The organism is Dermabacter sp. (assembly GCF_032550575.1).
GTDB classification, from domain to species: Bacteria; Actinomycetota; Actinomycetes; order Actinomycetales; family Dermabacteraceae; genus Dermabacter; species Dermabacter hominis.
Genome location: NZ_JAWFZC010000003.1, coordinates 37,413 through 54,404, shown reverse-complemented (window position 1 = coordinate 54,404; position 16,992 = coordinate 37,413). Strand labels below are relative to the sequence as shown.

Below are 16,992 nucleotides of genomic sequence, written 5' to 3'. Positions count from 1 at the left end.
ATGAGGTCGAGCGTCGAGTGCGAGTGCTGGCTGGGCCCGGACCTCGCGGAGATTGCGTTCCACACCATGAAGAAAACCTCAGAGCTGCTTGCCTTCGAGAGCCTGCAGCCCCGGAATTTTTATTAAAAGTGACGCGGTCCAGTTCATCGCATCCGCTTACGATGAAAACCCTGCCTGATGGCCTCCCTCACTCGAGCCTCGCACTCGTTCCAGCGGTAAAACACCTGGTCGTAGGTCAGCCTGATCACCCTGTAGCCACGGAGCTGAAGATCCGCATCGCGCTCGCGATCTCGATTGAACCCGTGCCGGCTAGCTTGATGATGCTCGAACGAATCGAGCTCAACGACGAGCGAGTCCCCGATCAGGAAGTCAACGCGCCCAATGGCATCGATGTACACCTGCTGCCGAAAACCGACACCCAGGCGTTTCATGCGAAAGGCGAACGCCGATTCCGTTCCCGACTCTGAGAAACGGCCCGGGACTCCAATCTCCTTGGCCTGGTATGCGAAGCACTTTCCCAAGATGCGCTCAACTTCAAACGGGGCTACCTTCCCAAGGCGGAGGGCAGACTCGAGCACAATAAACGCCTGTTCAGCAGTTCCGCAGTGGACAGCCTCAGTCAGCGAATCCACGATGTCCAGCACGGGTGCTTTCGACGGGTTGCGGGTCCATCGGCGGTGGGATCCCACGCTCGCCTCTCGGGCCTTGCCACTTGCGAGGCGATTGTAGGTCGTGCACAAATGCGGCGGGCCAGACATTCGCGGGACCCAGAGACCATGCCGTTCAAGTGCCGAGAAGCACGTGACCCAACAGCCAAGCGTGACCGCGCGTATAGCAAGATCCTCCGTCGAAAGTGGGGTGAACGAGTAGCATCCGTACGCGACCCGCACGAGGTTTCCCTTCGCGAGAGCGCGGTTGATGGAACGCCGGGTCCAACCTGCCTCGAAAAGTTGCGCCGCACTCACAGCCTCGTGGGAAAAGTCGATTCTCATACTCCAAGGATTGAAGTTGAGAGGTATTCAAATCACAGGGGTAACGCCGCTGTTGACAACCGCAGGCTGTGAAGCGAAAGCCGCGGCAAGAGGAAAGAGTTTGCCACAGCCCCTCGCCTGCAATCCCTCACCACCCCACTTCCGCCCCCACTTCCGCCCCTCACTGCCTTCTTCCCCTCACTGCCTTCTTCCCCCGCGTCGCCTCCTCTTCCCCCGCCTCGCCCATCTTCTCCCGTTTCACTTCATGAAGAAACAGGGGCATGGCAAGGGCAGCAGCCCCGCATAACTCGAGAATTTTCATAAAGTGCGACGGCGAGGGAGAGAGGGAGCAGCGTGGGAAGGAGGAGACTGGGACGGCCCCGCGCCTCAGGGGCTGGTGGCCTAGGCTTAACCCATGACATTTGCGCAGTGGACCGAAGCACTGATCGGGGCGGTCGGTATCGAATGGTGGCGTATCCCCATCGTGGTCCTCTCCGCCGTCGTGATTTACCTCGTCTTCTACCTCCTCATCCACATTTTTGGGCCGCGCATCCTCACGGGGTCGACGAGCTTCGACGCCGCCGTCATCATCATGCTCGGCGCAGTCGCAGGCCGCGTCGTGATTGGACACCCACCCACCCTCGCCGCAGGCGTGATCGGGCTCGTCACCCTCGTTCTCATGGAAGTGATCTTCGGCGCGCTCAACACGGCACTGTCACGATCGACAAAATATCCCGCGCTTGGTCTCAACAAACGACCCGTCGTCGTCTTCGCGCACGGTAAGAAAATCGAGCACTACGCGCGGCGGGCCCGCGTCACGGACCAGGACCTCGCATTCGCGTTCCGTCGCTCCGGCATCGCTACCCGGAGCCAGGTTCAGTGCGCGATTATGGAGCCGAACGGCTTCATTAGCGTCATCCGCGAAGGGGAAAATATTGACCCCCTCCTTATCAAGGGGGTCGTGGGGCAGGAATTTGTTCTTCCCGAAGACGACTCGCTCGACTAACCCCTGCTCGCTGACGGCATAAAACGACTCCCCGCGCACCTGCCAGAGCCTTCGTACCCTTGCTGCCGTCAAGCCCTGGGGGATTCCGATGGATGACACCACGCGGGGAGTCGCCCTCAACGATACAGGCTCGCAACGTATTTCGCACAGCCACCGTCGGCCACTGTGATGTAGACGAGCCCCATTCTCGGAGCCGACCACATCGCGAAACGCGGTGGACACGGCGCGCTCCTCCTCCCCACACTATGGAGGTTCAATTCGCGACCCACGCGAACACCCCACATGGAAAGACCACGATGACCGATCATCCCCACCACTTGGGCGTGGAACCGTCGGCCCCGAGCACTGACCGACCCGCCGGTGTCCCCACCACTTCGCACGCCGCCCCCGAACAACAGCGCGCTAACCGCGGCGCGTTCTCCGGCCGCACAGCGTTTATTTTTGCGGCGATCGGCTCGGCGGTGGGGCTTGGCAACATTTGGCGCTTCCCGTACACGGCGTACGAAAACGGTGGCGGCGCATTTATGATTCCGTACCTGATCGCGCTCCTCACCGCGGGTGTTCCGCTCCTCTTCATGGATTACGCGATTGGGCACCGGTGGCGTAGTTCCGCACCTCTCGCCTGGCGGCGCATGAACCGCAAGGCCGAGGCTATCGGCTGGTGGCAGGTCATGATCTGCGTAGTGATCGCGGCGTATTACGCGGCAATCCTCGCGTGGTCTGCGTGGTACTTCATCTTCAGCTTTAACAAGGCGTGGGGTGATGACCCAGGGGCGTTTTTCGGTGAGTTCACGGCGTCGGTCCCCGCTGAGACAACGGGGATTGGCTTTGATTTCGTGCCGAAGATCCTCATCGCGATGATCGTCGTGTGGGTTTTGAGCGTCGGTGTTCTTGCGCTCGGCGTTCAAGGCGGGATCGCCCGCTCGAGCACGATCTTCATCCCGCTTCTTATCGTGATGTTCCTCGTGCTCGTCATTCGTGCGGTGACTCTACCGAACGCAAGCTTCGGCCTTGATGCACTCTTCACGCCCGACTGGGGTGCTCTTACAGACGGCTCGGTGTGGATCGCGGCCTATGGGCAGATCTTCTATTCGCTCTCGGTTGCGTTCGGCATCATGCTCACCTACGCCTCGTACCTCAAGAAGAAGACCGACCTGACGGGCTCCGGCCTCGTTGTCGCCTTCTCGAACTCGGGCTTCGAGCTCCTCGCCGGCATCGGCGTGTTTGCCGCTCTCGGCTTCATGGCGGCGTCAACCGGCCAACAGGTGACCGACGTCGCGACCGACGGCATCGGTCTCGCCTTCATTGCCTTCCCGGCAATCATCAATCAGGCCCCGCTCGGTGCTCTCATTGGTGCGCTGTTCTTCGGCTCTCTGCTCGTGGCCGGCTTCACCTCGCTCATTTCGATCCTCGAAGTCATCATCGCCGCTGTGCAGGACAAGCTGGGCCTTGGCCGCGTTGCCGGCACGCTCGCCGTGGGCATCCCCATGGCGATCCTTTCGACCCTCGGCTTTTCCACGACGACGGGCCTCAACTTGCTCGACGTCTCCGACAAGTTCGTGAATTCGTTTGGCATCGTGGTCGCTGCCCTCGTGGGGACGCTCGTTCTCTCCTACGTGATTCGCGGCATCCCCGCCCTGCGCGACCACTTGAATATGTACGGCTCCTTCCGAGTGGGCGATTTTTGGTACGTCATGATCTCGGTCATCGCCCCGGCGATCCTCGCCGTCACCCTCGTGCTCGATGCGCGCGAAATCCTCGCGAACGGCTACGGCGGCATGCCCTCGTGGTTCGTCAATACGTTTGGGTGGGGCATGGCGGCGACACTCGTCGCTTTAGCCATCATCATGAGCGCAATCCCGTGGCCGAAAGCCTCCAATGCTGGCAAGCTCGACTCCGACGGCGACCCGATCGCTCAAAGCATCGTGCGCGGCAAGCCGCTTGAGGCCCCCACGTCCACGACGCAGTTCCCGCAAGAGCTTCGCGCCGACGATGACCCCGCGCGCGCCGGACTCTTCGCGCGCCTCTTGACGAAGGGAGGGAAGCGATGAATGCGTCAGCCGTTGTTTTGCTGATCGTCTCGATGCTTATGCTCTGGGGCGGGCTCGGTGCAGCGATCGTGAATCTACTGCGCCATCCCGATCTTTCTGCCGAAGACGACTAGCTCGTGTGACCTTCGACCCGTCTGTACCGAGCGATTCCGGCCCGCACATGCGCCGCGCATGTCTTTTTGGGTACACTGGAGCGCGTTGCCTTTTGTGGCGGGTATGTCCCGCCCACGGCAGCGAACTGGAGGATTCGCCTAGCGGCCTATGGCGCACGCCTGGAACGCGTGTTGGGTTCACGCCCTCAGGGGTTCAAATCCCCTATCCTCCGCTGATTGAACGGGCACCGCCTCAGCCTTCATGGTTGGGCCGGTGCCCGTTTTTCGCGCTGGGGCTCTCGCAGTTCCACCAGAACCGGTACGTAAACTCGGTGCGCGCCCCTTTCAATCACGACGAAGCGACGACCGGCGCCTGGAGTCCCGCATGTGGCACATTACCCCGCTCGACAAGATTCAACAGTGCACCGCACAGAGCGCAGAGGCGTGCTCACAGGAACCGCCCGAGCACCACTTCCCCACGAAGATTGCTGCAAGCCTCTATCTCGATGAGTTGCACGCCGAGAGTGTCATCGACCCCATTTCGGGTTTCCACATTCGTGAGCTGAGGCGTGTGCGGCCGAGGAGCGGGGCCCCCGATCGCTTCCTTCGGTCCCTCAAAGATGACCTCGACGAGAAATTTGAGGGGAGCGAGCCGGGCGAAATTAAGGGTGTAAACATGGTGACCACGGCGACGAGCCGGGTCTTACCGGTTTCGTATGGGATCTTTCGTAACGTAAGGAGCGACGGAAGCGGTACGTGGAAGCTCGTGTTCGCCGATCGCGCGGATAAGCACGTTAGGCATCGATTTTCGACGAAAGATTCCGGTGAAGGGGATCCACGCGTGACGGGCGAAATCGACGAAGCCGTTGATGCTTTCCGCGACCTGATTTACAAGGAATACGGAAGTGCAACGTGGGAGTTCCGCCCCGAAAGTACGGAAGAGTTCGATCGGGCCATTGCCGCCGACATGGCCGCCATCCTTTCGTGCGTGTACTACGTCGAGGAGTACCTCTCTCCGTTAACCTCCGGCAACGACCGCCTGTACATCGGGAGCGCGAGTTACCTCTTCAATCACCTGATTCAGTCCGACGGTTCCCTTGCAGGGCAGGTTCCCTACTTTTCCGGATTCGACGCGCGGGACATTAGCCGTCTCTTCCGCTGCTCGCCCGCCGTGCGCGATCGGTATGCGCGTATCGACATCACCGTGGCCGAAGAACCCGATGCGTACCTGCGCAGGGCGATTGGCGACCGAGCCCCCGCGTGGGCGCTTCGGAACGCTCAGGGGCGCTGGCAGTACGACGAAATCGGGGACCGCGAGCGCGGCTCGAATGTTCTCACCTCCCCCGACGATGCTTTTTCGAAGGTCATGGAGCACTTTGAGCGGCTCGAGCACGTCCAGGGGTTTGCTGCTTCCGGGGACAAGGTTCAGCGCAGTCAGTACCGACGTGCGGCCACGAGACGAGCGGAGTGGGCAAGGGATTTCATGCGCAACACCGATGCCTTCGTGCTTGCGCATAATGCGGCACGTGCACAGGCCGCGAAGAACGCGCAAGGCTAAATGTTGGGTTGGCGTAGCCGGGAAGCTGAGCCTGGCGGCATCAGCTCTTGAGGTGGAGTCCGACGGTGGCCTGGATACCGTCGGAATCGCAAACCCCGAGGTGCTTCACTCCCCCGCCGGAGATTTCACCCCGTTTGACCGGATCGCGAGGAAACTCTCTGGCGCCTAGGCCGCAAGCTCCGCCTCCTGCACACGGATGATCCGACGAAGCTCCCCTCGGGAACTGTGTCAACGTCGAACACGAAGCGGACACCCTTCGATGCTCCATACATCGCACTCCAGGTCACCCGGCTGATCGAGAGAAATCGACCCACGATTAAATCGAGGCGCGAGGGAGCACAACGACGCACTTTCCTTGCTCGATCGCGCTCTCGTGACACACAACACTCACGGTTTTAGGTTGCCCTAACTTCTTTGTTAGTGCATCCTGGATTTCTCGCGTCATAGGGCGCGAGAGATGGATCGACATCCGACGTGCACGGATGCACGCCTGCTCGGCACGTCTTCACTCCAGCATCAAAGGGATAACGTGAACCTTCGAAAGTCAGCACGCGCTGCCGTCGTTGCCTTCGCTGCCATGGCGCTCGCACTCACAGGCTGCTCAGGCCAAACCGCACGCCAAGACGACGGCAAGAAACTCTCCGTGTACGCGACGACGGGCTACCTCGCCGATGCCGTCGCGAACATCGCCCCAGACGCCGAGATCACGACGATGGTGGGCCCCGGAGGGGATCCCCACACCTACCAGCCCTCCACCCAAGACATCGAAAAAATGCGAAGCGCCGACCTCGTTTTCTGGAACGGCTTGAACCTCGAGGCCCACATGACCTCTCAGCTCGAAAGCTTCGGCGATCGTCAACTCGCTGTCGGCTCGAAGGTCCCTGAGAAGCTTCTCCTGCCGTGGCCAGAAAAGGACGACAAAGGGCGCCCGCTCCATGACCCTCACATCTGGAACAGCCCTGAAGCATGGCTCATCGCCGTTGACTCGGTTGCCGACAAGATCGCCGAGGCCGACCCCAAAAACGAAAAAACCTATCGCGCGAACGCCGAGAAATACAAGGAGAAAATTCGCGCAGCAGTGAGTAAGGCCGACGCAAAACTCGCAAAGATCGATGCGCCCCGCATCCTCGTGACGGGGCACGACGCCTTCAACTATTTCGGAAAGCATTTCGATCTCGAGGTTCACGCGACCGATTTCATCTCGACGGAAGCCAAGCGGAGCGCAAAGGAAATCGACGATCTCGCAACCCTGATCGCCTCGAAGAAAATTCCCACGATCTTCCTCGACAACCAGGCCAACCCGCAGGCCATCAAGAGCCTCCAAGAAGCGGTGCACGCGAAAGGGTGGGACGTCAAGATCTCGGATGCCGAGCTCTACGCGGATTCCCTTGGAGCGGAACCCGGGGTCGACACGTACCTGGGAGCTTTCACCCACAACGTTGACGCTGTCGCGGAGGGGCTTGGGAAGTGACGGCGCAACCCCCTGCTAAGAGTGTCGCCGCGCCCGCGTGTCGCGTCACCGACATGACAGTCGCCTACCGCGAAAATATCGTCCTCAAAGGTGTCACGCTCGAAGTGGCACGCGGCGCCTGCATGGCGATCGTCGGACCCAACGGCGCGGGAAAATCCACTCTGCTCAAAGCCATGCTTGGGCTCGTTCCACCCCTCACGGGCACGGCCGAGTTTTTCGGGCAAAGCCTCCGCGTGGCGCGTTCGCGAGTGGGGTACATGCCGCAATCTCTGAGCGTCGATTGGGACTTTCCCGCGACCACGCTCACCGTTGTGACAATGGGGACCTACGGCACTCTCGGGTGGTTTCGCCGGCCGGGGCGCCGCGAGCGTGAGCGTGCGCTCGCGGCGCTTCGCCAGGTCGGCCTCGAGGATCTGAGCACACGCCACATTAATGAGCTCTCGGGTGGTCAGCGCCAACGCGTCTTTCTCGCCCGCGCCCTCGTACAAGAGCCAGACCTCCTCATCCTCGACGAAGCATTTCAAGGGGTCGATGCGCGAAGCGAGCGTGCAATCTTTGATGTTCTTGCCGACTTCCGCTCGAAAGGGCGCACCGTTGTGCTCGTTCATCACAATCTTGCGACTGTTCGGGAGTTTTGCTCTGACGTTGCGATTCTCAATACTGAACTCATCGCATCGGGCCCCGTGGAACGCACCCTCACAGACGTAGCTATTCGGCGCGCGTATGACCTCGATGGATGTCTCTCGCGCGCCCTCGTCTCTCGCGAAGAAGGCCACTCGTGAGCATCGTCGATTTTCTTTCGGTCTACACCTACCGCACTGTTCTTGTGGGGACGAGCCTCATCGGAGCCATTGCTGGGGCGCTCGGCTGCTTCGCCTATGTGCGCCACCAGTCGCTTGCGAGCGACGTCATCTCGCATTCAGCCCTCCCTGGGGTTCTCCTCGCCTTCCTTTTTTCAACGCTTGGTCCGGGCGCCTTCATACATTCGCCACTTCTTCTCGTCATAGGAGCGGCGGTCACCGGAACGGCAGCGCATCTCGTCGCGAACATCGTCGCGTCTCGCACACCGCTCACGATCGATGCCGCGATGGCCACGACGCTCTCGCTCTTTTTCGGAACCGGTATGCTGCTCCTTCAGTTCATCAGTAAAAGTTCCCTCCCCGGTAAGGGTGGGATCGGTGCGTTTCTTTTCGGTAACGCCTCAACGCTCACGAAAGCCGACATCACCTCGAGCGCGGTAGTCGGCGGGTGCGCAATCCTCGTGACGCTCGCCCTGTGGAAAGAGTTTTCGCTGCGCGCGTTCGATCCGGAGTTTTGCACGGTACTCGGACTGAACGGCAAGGCGATCGATGCGGCCATGTTCGCCATGCTCGCGATCGCCACGGTCGCGGGGGTAAAAGCCGTCGGGCTCGTGCTCATGGTGGCTTTCGTTGTGACCCCTCCGGCGGTCGCACGCCAGTGGACCCGCGAGCTTTCCTCCATGACACTTTGCTCCGCTCTCGTTGGTGCGGGCGCAAGCAGCCTCGGCGCCTATGCATCTGTCGCGCTCGGGGAACTGCCGAGCGGACCCGTGACCGTTCTCGTGCTCGTCGGGGCTCTCGTCGTGTCACTCCTGTGCGCCCCTCGACGTGGAATCCTTGCGCGCATGGTCGCGTCTTCGACAACGCGCCGCACTTTTCGATCGTCACCCGGGCAAGGGAGGAAACCGTGAACTTCATCCTTGGTACGTGTGCCCTAGCTGTCACGACGGCACTCGCTACTGCCCTTCCCGGAGTTTTCGTCGTACTTCGCAAGAGTTCGATGATGGTCGATGGTATGAGCCATGCGGTTCTTCCAGGAGTCGTGATCGGCTATGCGCTGACGCACTCTCTTACCTCTCCCCTGCTCATCGTCGGCGCCGCAGGTGCGGGGCTCCTCGTCGTGCTCGGAAGCGAGGCACTCTCACGCACGCGCTTGCTCGCGGGAGATGCGTCGCAGGGCCTTGTGTTTCCGGCTCTTTTCAGCGCCGGCGTTCTTCTCATCTCGGTCGATTTCGGCAATGTCCACCTCGATGAACACGCGGTCTTGGTGGGCGATGTCAATCTCGCCGCATGGACACCTCTCACCATCGGCGGCATCGACGTTGGACCGCAATACCTCTACGTCATGCTCGCGGTTCTCGCCCTTAACATCGGCGTAATCGCCGCGTTGTTCCCACGATTGACCATCACCACCTACGATCCAGCATTCGCCCAATCAATCGGCGTGCGCACGGGAGCCATCAATGTGGTCTTCATGTTTCTCACATCGCTCACCGTGACGGCCGCTTTTCACGCCGCCGGCGCTGTCCTGGTACTTGCCCTCGTCGTGATTCCCGCCGCGACAGCGCGGTTGTGGTCCAGAGACCTTCGAGACATGCTGATCGGAAGTGTTCTCGTCGCTACGCTCGGAACGCTCGCTGGGTTTTGGCTCGCCTACGTGCTCGGCGCGGCGACGAGTGCGGGCATGGCTGTCGTCTATGGCCTCATCTTTTTCTGCGTACTCGTCGCCCGCACGGTGCTCTCTCGGGTTCGCCCCTCTATTCGAGAACCGTGACCCACACAGCGTCAGTCGCAGTCTTGCCGAGCGCCGCTGTCCCATTCACGCCGTCGACCTCAAGGTCGAGCGTCTCGGAGAAAGGTTCCGCTTCGCGTGCACGCACAATCGCCCCAAAAGTGAGCCCTTTCCCCGCGAGGAACTGCAAAAGCGCTGGATCAGCATCCGACACTCGCTCCACTCGTGCCGACTCCCCAGCCGCAAGATTTGTGAGCTGGAACGCGGGGATCGTTTCAAGTGTTCCGTCGGGCCCTGGAATCGGATCACCGTGCGGGTCTCGTGTGGGATGCGCCAGCGCAGCGTCGATTCTCTCCACCATAAGATCGGAGACCGCATGCTCAAGCACTTCTGCTTCGGCATGCACCTCGTCCCACCCGTAGCCGAGCTTTTCGACGAGGAAGGTCTCGATGAGTCTATGTCGGCGCACCATAGCGAGGGCGAGGCAGCGTCCTTCTTCCGTGAGCGTGATTGCCCCGTAAGGCGAATGCTCCACGAGCGCCTGTTTCGCCAGTTTCTTAATGGTCTCGGATGCCGTTGCCGGTCGAACTCCCACGCGCGCGGCAATCTTCGAGGTCGTCACGGGTTCGTTCGACCACTCGCCTAGAACCCACACAGCCTTGAGGTAATCCTGCACGCTACCGGAGAGCTTCTCTACTGACACGCCACCACAGTAGCAACACAGCTCTCTCATGACCGGCTCACGGCTGAGCCGATCAAAGGCTATTCGGCCGTGCGGCACCAGTTGAGGCCGCGTGCCGTGAGGCGCGCGAGGTGGGCCTTCATCGTCTCGAGCTCACGTGCGTTGCCGGCCGAACCGGACCACACCTGCTGCGCGACCGAGCAGCCTCGGGGCCACAGGAGGTACTCGGCTTTCACCCAGTCGTGGACGTATTCGGTCCACAGTTGGAATTGCGCACCGAGCAGTTCGCCTTTGCCTTCGCCGCCAACGGCGTCGAGGAGGTCGCTGAGGCCCGCGACCTTGCTGAGCGGGAGGTTGCCGCCGATCGTGAGCGGGTGGTCCTCTCCGGAGTGCTGGCGGTAGTCGAAATACGTGAACTCCGTGGGCGCGGCGATAGCGTCGAAGCCGGCGTTCATCGCCGCCTCGACCGCTTCGGATTTGCGCCACACCATGACCGTCGTCCCCTCTGGCACGGTGCCGTCGAGCACTTCGTCCCATGCGATCACGCGGCGGTTCATGCCGAGAACGTGCGTGCACACTTCGTTCTCAAACCAGGCCTGGGCCTCGGCAGGTGTCGTTGCACCGATACGTTCCATGGTTGCGCGCGACGGTCCGTGTTCGCGCCATTCCTTACCGGGGCATTCGTCGCCACCGACGTGGATGGGCGAGCCGGGAAAGAGCGAGGCGACGTCGGTAAGCACGGCGCGGCAGAATTCGACGGCTTCGTCGGTGAGGGCGAGAACGTGTTCGGAGATGCCCCAACACGTACGCGGGTGTTCGATGGGGACACAGCCGAGCTCGGGGTATGCGGCGACGACGGATTCCATGTGCCCGGGCATGTCAATTTCGGGCACGACTTGGATGCCGAGCTTTCCGGCTCGTTCGATGAGCGCGGTTATCTCGTCGCGCGTGTAGTAGCCGCCGCATTCGATTCCATCGTGTTCCGCGACATCGTCGCAGTCGTTTTCGTCGGGCGGCGGCTGATGGCCCGCGAGGGTTCCCGGGCGCCGTGATCCCTTCTCGATGAGCTTCGGGAACCCTTCGATGGGAATGCGCCAGCCCTGGTCGTCGGTGAGGTGAAGGTGCAGCACGTTGAGCTTATGCATCGCCATGACCTCGAGGTGCCTGTAGAGGCCCTCAAGGGGAAGGAAGTTGCGGGCGACGTCGATGTGGGAGCCGCGCCAGTGGTAGCGCGGGGCGTCCTCGATCTCGACGCACGGCACGACGAGGGAGGAGGGCTCCATGGGGCCCGATGAGTAGATTGCGGGCGGAAGGAGCTGGAGGAGCGTCTGCACGGCCCATCCGGCACCGCGGTCGTCGGCGCTCTCAATCTGGATGCCCTCGGCGCTTACGCGCAGGCGGTAGGCCTCGTCGCCGAGGGAATCGTCGCGGGAGAACAGCACTCCGCCGGAGCCTTCGCACACGCGCACGCCGGCTGCGCGGGAAAGGCGTTCCTCGAGATAGTCGGCGGCATGCCCGCCTCCGGTCACGGGCAGGGGCGAGGGGAAGCTGAAGTGGCCGTCCAGCTCGCGCACGGTTGTTGGTTCGGGAATAAGGGTTCTCATGTCAGCTGCTCCGGTGTCCACGAGGTCACGATGTCATCGTTAAGAGTATCGACTGCCAGCGTCCCGATTCCACGTGCGTCGTCGCCGATCGTCACGACAAAGGCGCCCGAAGCGACAGCGGCGCGGGCTCCCGTGGGCGAGTCTTCGAAAATGACGCAATCGCGAGGGTCGGCTCCTAAGCGCCTGGCCGCTTCACGGTAGAGGTCGGGGGCGGGCTTGGGGTTCATGTGTGCACTGACGCCGAGGGCTGCGGTGAACCGCTCCTGCCAGCCGATCGCGCGCACGCACTGCTCGACGATGCGTTGCGGCGAGTTGGAGCCGATCGCGAGCGGCACCACTTGGGCGAGGCGAGACGTGAGGGCGTCGGCTCCAGGCATGGGCGCGAGGTCGACGTCGAGTCGCTCGCGGATCGCGTCTTCGAGTCTCGCGCATACGTCACCCATGCGCTCTTCGCGTTCGTCCCCTCCCCCGAATTCGTCAAGGAACGCGTTCGCGAGGTCTTCGACGGTGCCGCCTCGGTCTCCGTAGCCGCGAAAGACTCCCCCTGCATCACGCCACAGGGCAGCGGCTGCTTCGTGCCACGCCTTTTCCGAATCGAAAAGTGTGTCGTCCATGTCAAAGATGACGCCGGCAACCCGGCTCGGGAGTGTTTCCGCCACGGCCACCCTCACCACTCGAAAGCGAGGTTGCGCGTGGGGCCCACCTGCTCGATGTCGCGTAGCACTCCCACTCCTTCGGCGTCGTAGCTACCCTGGCGCACGCCCATGGCATCGAGGAGGTCCCACATGACCTGCTCGCTGTGGAGCACGTCGCGCGAGGTAAGAACCTCAGGCAAGGGCGCGCCGATGCGGTGGGTAATGAGGAAGCTGCGGCGCACTTCGACCTCGTCCTCGCCGTGGCCGCCTTCGGGTTTGTGGCCGTGGTCGGTCGTGACGGCCACGAGCCAGTCCTCGCCGAGCTGCTCGTGACGCTCGGCAACAGCCTTGATGAGGTGACGGGTGAGTTCATCGACGTGGCGGATCGCGTCCCGATACTGTTCCGATTCGGCGCCGTGCGCGTGGCCCGCGCCGTCGACGCCCTCGAAGTACACGACCGCCGCGTCGGGGCCCTCGTGGAGAAGCTTCCACGTCGCCCAGTGCGCAACGTCATCGTCCGCGCGATCCAATCCGTCCTTAAGGTCGGGGTGGAACGTCTGGTGCTGGCCCGTGCGCTGCTGGTCGAAGCGGTGCTGGAGCAGCGGGCCGAGCCCGTGGGGCGCACAGAACGCCTCCCACGTGGCCGCGGCGAGTGTGCGCGCGGCGGGGTTCGCGAAGTACACGCGCGAGAGGATGTCGGGGCGCCGCGCGAGGTCGTGACCGACGAATTCGTTCCACCACACGTTGCATTCCTCGTGGGTGGAGCCCGTGAGGATGGAGGACCAGCCGGGCGCGGAGTCCGTGGGCGGCGTCATCCACATGGGCGTGATGTGCCCGCCCGAGTGCTCGTCGCCGCGAGCAAGCCGCGCGAGCGTGGGCGCGAGATTCTTCGGGGCCTCCTCGAGCGGGAGGGTGCGGTCGAGCGGAGGGTCGTGGGGTCCGACGGCAGGCTCACCCTTATCGTTTACTGCCCGAAAACGGGGATCAGCGCCGTGATCGGGTTTCGCGAAGTGCGGATCCGCCGCAACGAATTCGGGAAGGGCGATGTCGGCCCTCACTCCGTCGAGGCATATAAGAAGAAGTTTCATGCGCGGGCCACCCTTAGGGTCACAATCTGGAATTCGTGCATCGACACCTCGTAGAGCGAGGGGTCCTCGCTACACGCGGTAAGGCCGGGCGCGACCTCCGGCGCTTCTTTTTCGCGCAGGTTCGTCGCGCGGACTTTGCTCGGCGCGGAGGCGAAGCGGACGTGGGCGATGCCCGCACGCCCCTCGGCCTCGTGGAGACGGACGATGAGGTCGCCCGAGCCGTCGTCGGCGGGCTTCACGGCGTCGATGAGAGCGAGAGTGTCGCCCTCACGGTGTTCGATGCTCGCAACGGCCGATGTTTCGAGCGCGTGAGCGGTTTCGCGAAGCGGCTGCGTCAGGCGGAGGCCAGCGGCGTGCGCGTGCGCGAGATCCGCACCACACACGAGGCTGTAGCGAAGCGTGTGCTCACCGAGATCGACTTCCGGGTCGGGCGCCGTGGCCGAGCGCAAGAGCGTGTAGCCAAACGCGACACCACCGCGACGGTCGGCGGCAGCGGCGTCAAGCACGCGGACGTCGTGCCCGTATGTTTGCGAGTTGGCGAAGGCAACCGCGTAGCCGGGTTCTTCGAGGAGCGCCCAGCGGTGGCCGCTCACCTCAAACTGCGCTTCCTGCCACGAAGTGTTCTTCGCGATCGCACGGTCGATATGCCCGAATTGGATCTCCGAACGATCCGTGCGGGCATTGAGTGCAAGCGGGAAGCCCACGCGCAGTACGCGATGCTTCTCGCGCCAATCGACATGCACCTCGAAGTCAACGGCACGAGCGTCCGCATCGAGCGTGATGCGCTGAGTGAAGGTGGAATCTCCGTGGGTGCGGCGTACTTCGACGCACGCGCGAAGCGCCGTCTTCGTCACGACCTTCACCTCGAGCGCTTCCTCAAGCACTGTTTCGCTGCGCTTGTACTGGTGCTGAAGCTCCCACGCATCGAAGCAGCTTGGGAAATCCGGGTGGACGCTGAGGGCGTTGCCCCTCTGGCCTGCGGCGAGCAGCTCGCGGCCGCCCGCGTCGAGGTCGAGAATGGACGAGACCAGACCGTTTGCATCGATCACGACCTCCACGAGGCCGTTGGCAAGCACGATATCGCTCCCGCGCGTCTCGCACGTCACCGGATTCGTGGGCGACACCTCGAGCGCACTCAGGGGAGCACTCGAAAGAGGGGCAACCTCGATGAGTGAGCAACCGTCGGAATGCTCCCACACCTCGCGGCGGATCACGGGCGACGGGTTAACGACGGTGACCTCAGAGCCCGCGAGCGCCGCGGCCTGACCACTGTCGCCGTCGAGGGCCTCCACCGAGCCCGTGCCCCCACCCGCGCGGGAGGCGAGGAGCGAGTCGATGAGAGTTTCGATATCGGTGCGCAGCGCCTCGTACTCGGCACGCGCCTCGCGGTTGACCCAGTGGATCGACGAGCCCGGCAGGATGTCGTGGAACTGGAGGAGAAGGGCGCGCTGCCACAGCTCCTCGACCTCAGCGAGCGGGTAGTCGATTCCTCGCTCGGTGGCGAGAGCGCCGAGCCATTCGAGGACGGCGAGCTTCGCCTCGACCTCCCGGTTACCGCGCTTGAGTTCAGCGCTGCTCGTGTACACGCCGCGGTGGAACTCGAGATACATCTCGCCGCTCCACACAGGGGCGTCGGGATACTCCTCGCGCGCTTTGTCGAAGAAGCCGTCGGGGGAATCGAACTCCACGCGGGGCGCACCTTCCATGTCGGCGAATCGCCTGGCGCGCTCCACCATTTCCGCGACGGGGCCGCCGCCGCCATCGCCGTAGCCGTACGGAAGCAGCGAGCGCTTTGCTCGGCCCTTTTCTTTGAAGTTCCGCTCGGCCTTGAAGACCTCTTCGGCGCTCACGATCGAGTCGTAGCAATCCACGGGCGGGAAGTGCGTGAAGATGCGGGTGCCGTCGATCCCCTCCCACCAGAACGTGTGGTGCGGGAGCGTGTTCGTTTGGCTCCAGTTGAGCTTTTGCGTGAAGAACGTGGTCATGCCACTCAAACGTGCGATCTGCGGGAGCGCCCCCGTGTAGCCGAATGAGTCGGGAAGCCACGTGCACGTGGGGGCAACGCCAAGCTCTCGCTCCATCCAGTTGAGCCCCACGGTGAACTGACGAACGAGAGCCTCGCCACCGGGGAGGTTGGTGTCGGATTCAACCCACATGCCGCCCGCGGGGTGCCACTGACCCTTCGCAATCGATTCTTTCACGCGCGCGAAGAGCGCCGGGGCCCCGTCCTTGAGCCACGCATAATGCTGCGCAGACGTGCACGCGAACGTGAATTCGGGGTAATCCTCGGCAAGGGTAAGGACGTTCGAGAAGGTGCGCGCGACCTTGCGGCGAGTCTCACGCAGGGGCCACAGCCAAGCTGAATCAATGTGGGCGTGGCCAACGGCGCTCATGATCTGGGCGGAGTTACCGGCACTGCTTGCGATCACGGGAGCGAGGTGGGCCCGGGCGGCGTCGGCCCCCTCCTGGATGCCCTGAGCATCGACGACGTCCGCGGCTTCCTCGAGCCTGCGCAGAAGGGTCGCGCGCAGTGTCGAACCCTTGGGCTGCTCCTTGAGTACGCCCCAGAGCACCTCGACGTCGAGCCACAGATGCCACACGCTCTCGTTGCGCACCACGAGGTCGGCACCACCGAACGTCCACACGGGCGTGTCCGGGCGCGTCGAAAGGTCCCCGAGGTCGGTGGGATTGTTCATGTAGTCGCCCATATTGGGGTTTGCGCCGGCCTCGATGAGGAGTTCAACGGCACCGCTGTCGTCGAGAAGCCGCTCCCCCGCCTTCGCGATGGTCGCGGGAAGCCCCTCGCCCGTCAGCGGGATCAGGCGGTTCATGGGGTTCACGCCCTTGAGCGGCGTTCCAGCGGTCGTGTAGGCGAGGCCCTCGGACTGGTTTCCTGCCCAATCACCTTCGAAGCCAAGATCGACCCGCAGGTGCACGCGCTCGCCTCTCGCCTCTGCGGGAACGGTGCCCTTCATACGGAACCACCACGTGCTCCACGCCGGGCCCCAGCGGTCACCCGAGGAGATCGGGTCGTAGTTCGCTTCAGCGGCGGTCGCGAAGTCGACGGGCTCGCCGGGGGACTTCCACGCGGTGACGTCAACCGGGGCAAGGACGCGGAAGAGCTCTTTCCCTAGCCTCTCGTGGAGCCGTTCAATACGGTCCTCGACGAGCGTTGAATCATCAAACATCGCACCTGCCCCTACCTGGTTGTCACACGGCTCGGTTCCGGGTCGAGGAGCACCGAGCGGCCCCCTCGCCCTACGTTCGCACGCCAGTTCATTTGCGCGCCGGACCAAGCCTAC

General features: G+C 63.0%; 14 protein-coding genes, 1 tRNA gene and 1 other RNA gene. 9 read left to right on the top strand and 7 right to left on the bottom strand.

Translation table 11 applies throughout. The features are described 5' to 3' along the window. Window positions 1–143 precede the first annotated feature (143 nt). A complete protein-coding gene (locus tag E6X30_RS04570; protein WP_070435589.1) occupies window positions 144–992 on the bottom strand; it encodes a DUF559 domain-containing protein in 849 nt (282 codons plus the stop codon). 394 nt (window positions 993–1,386) lie between these two features. Here E6X30_RS04570 and E6X30_RS04565 point away from each other — a divergent pair, with 394 nt between their 5' ends. Beyond that, window positions 1,387–1,977 carry a DUF421 domain-containing protein gene (locus E6X30_RS04565; RefSeq protein ID WP_070435588.1) on the top strand — a complete coding sequence of 197 codons (591 nt, stop codon included), beginning with the start codon at window positions 1,387–1,389 and terminating at the stop codon, window positions 1,975–1,977. 19 nt (window positions 1,978–1,996) lie between these two features. Here E6X30_RS04565 and ffs read toward each other — a convergent pair. Beyond that, an RNA gene (gene ffs, locus E6X30_RS04560) (signal recognition particle sRNA small type) lies at window positions 1,997–2,092 on the bottom strand. A gap of 181 nt (window positions 2,093–2,273) precedes the next feature. On the opposite strand from ffs, the gene E6X30_RS04555 reads away from it, so the two are divergent. From E6X30_RS04555 to E6X30_RS04520, 8 genes are all read left to right on the top strand, one after another. Beyond that, on the top strand, window positions 2,274–4,028 hold the full coding sequence (locus E6X30_RS04555) for a sodium-dependent transporter (protein ID WP_070435587.1): 1,755 nt from the start codon (window positions 2,274–2,276) through the stop codon (window positions 4,026–4,028). Beyond that, entirely contained in the window at window positions 4,025–4,141 is a 117-nt protein-coding gene (locus tag E6X30_RS04550) for a methionine/alanine import family NSS transporter small subunit (protein ID WP_016663766.1), read from the top strand. The genes E6X30_RS04555 and E6X30_RS04550 overlap by 4 nt, the downstream gene beginning before the upstream one ends. A 127-nt stretch (window positions 4,142–4,268) precedes the next feature. Further along, window positions 4,269–4,353, top strand: a tRNA-Ser gene (locus E6X30_RS04545). Between the two features lie 152 nt (window positions 4,354–4,505). Beyond that, window positions 4,506–5,678 carry a hypothetical protein gene (locus E6X30_RS04540; protein WP_070435586.1) on the top strand — a complete coding sequence of 391 codons (1,173 nt, stop codon included), beginning with the start codon at window positions 4,506–4,508 and terminating at the stop codon, window positions 5,676–5,678. A gap of 457 nt (window positions 5,679–6,135) precedes the next feature. Then, on the top strand, window positions 6,136–7,149 hold the full coding sequence (locus E6X30_RS04535) for a metal ABC transporter substrate-binding protein (RefSeq protein ID WP_236621875.1): 1,014 nt from the start codon (window positions 6,136–6,138) through the stop codon (window positions 7,147–7,149). 53 nt (window positions 7,150–7,202) lie between these two features. Then, window positions 7,203–7,931 (top strand): metal ABC transporter ATP-binding protein, encoded by a 729-nt coding sequence (locus E6X30_RS04530; RefSeq protein WP_051120618.1) that lies wholly within the window; start codon window positions 7,203–7,205, stop codon window positions 7,929–7,931. Further along, window positions 7,928–8,860: a metal ABC transporter permease gene (locus E6X30_RS04525; RefSeq protein WP_016663762.1), complete on the top strand. Its 933-nt coding sequence runs from the start codon at window positions 7,928–7,930 to the stop codon at window positions 8,858–8,860. The genes E6X30_RS04530 and E6X30_RS04525 overlap by 4 nt, the downstream gene beginning before the upstream one ends. Continuing rightward, window positions 8,857–9,723, top strand: a complete 867-nt coding sequence (locus E6X30_RS04520) for a metal ABC transporter permease (RefSeq protein ID WP_259893134.1) — start codon at window positions 8,857–8,859, stop codon at window positions 9,721–9,723. The genes E6X30_RS04525 and E6X30_RS04520 overlap by 4 nt, the downstream gene beginning before the upstream one ends. Here E6X30_RS04520 and E6X30_RS04515 read toward each other — a convergent pair. Genes E6X30_RS04515 through E6X30_RS04495 form a run of 5 tightly spaced genes read right to left on the bottom strand, consistent with a single transcriptional unit; the run spans window position 9,707 to window position 16,878 of the window. Further along, the gene (locus tag E6X30_RS04515; protein ID WP_070435584.1) at window positions 9,707–10,384 is read right to left on the bottom strand and encodes a metal-dependent transcriptional regulator; all 678 of its coding nucleotides are present in this window, start codon (window positions 10,382–10,384) and stop codon (window positions 9,707–9,709) included. The two genes, E6X30_RS04520 and E6X30_RS04515, sit on opposite strands and share 17 nt — an antisense overlap. A gap of 59 nt (window positions 10,385–10,443) precedes the next feature. Further along, window positions 10,444–11,967, bottom strand: coding sequence for a beta-N-acetylhexosaminidase (locus E6X30_RS04510; RefSeq protein WP_016663759.1), 1,524 nt, complete (start codon window positions 11,965–11,967; stop codon window positions 10,444–10,446). Beyond that, complete coding sequence (locus tag E6X30_RS04505) at window positions 11,964–12,626, bottom strand: HAD family phosphatase (RefSeq protein WP_016663758.1); 663 nt, start codon at window positions 12,624–12,626, stop codon at window positions 11,964–11,966. The genes E6X30_RS04510 and E6X30_RS04505 overlap by 4 nt, the downstream gene beginning before the upstream one ends. A gap of 8 nt (window positions 12,627–12,634) precedes the next feature. Next, on the bottom strand, window positions 12,635–13,690 hold the full coding sequence (locus E6X30_RS04500) for an alkaline phosphatase family protein (protein WP_016663757.1): 1,056 nt from the start codon (window positions 13,688–13,690) through the stop codon (window positions 12,635–12,637). Beyond that, window positions 13,687–16,878, bottom strand: a complete 3,192-nt coding sequence (locus E6X30_RS04495) for an alpha-mannosidase (protein ID WP_016663756.1) — start codon at window positions 16,876–16,878, stop codon at window positions 13,687–13,689. The genes E6X30_RS04500 and E6X30_RS04495 overlap by 4 nt, the downstream gene beginning before the upstream one ends. Window positions 16,879–16,992 lie beyond the last annotated feature (114 nt).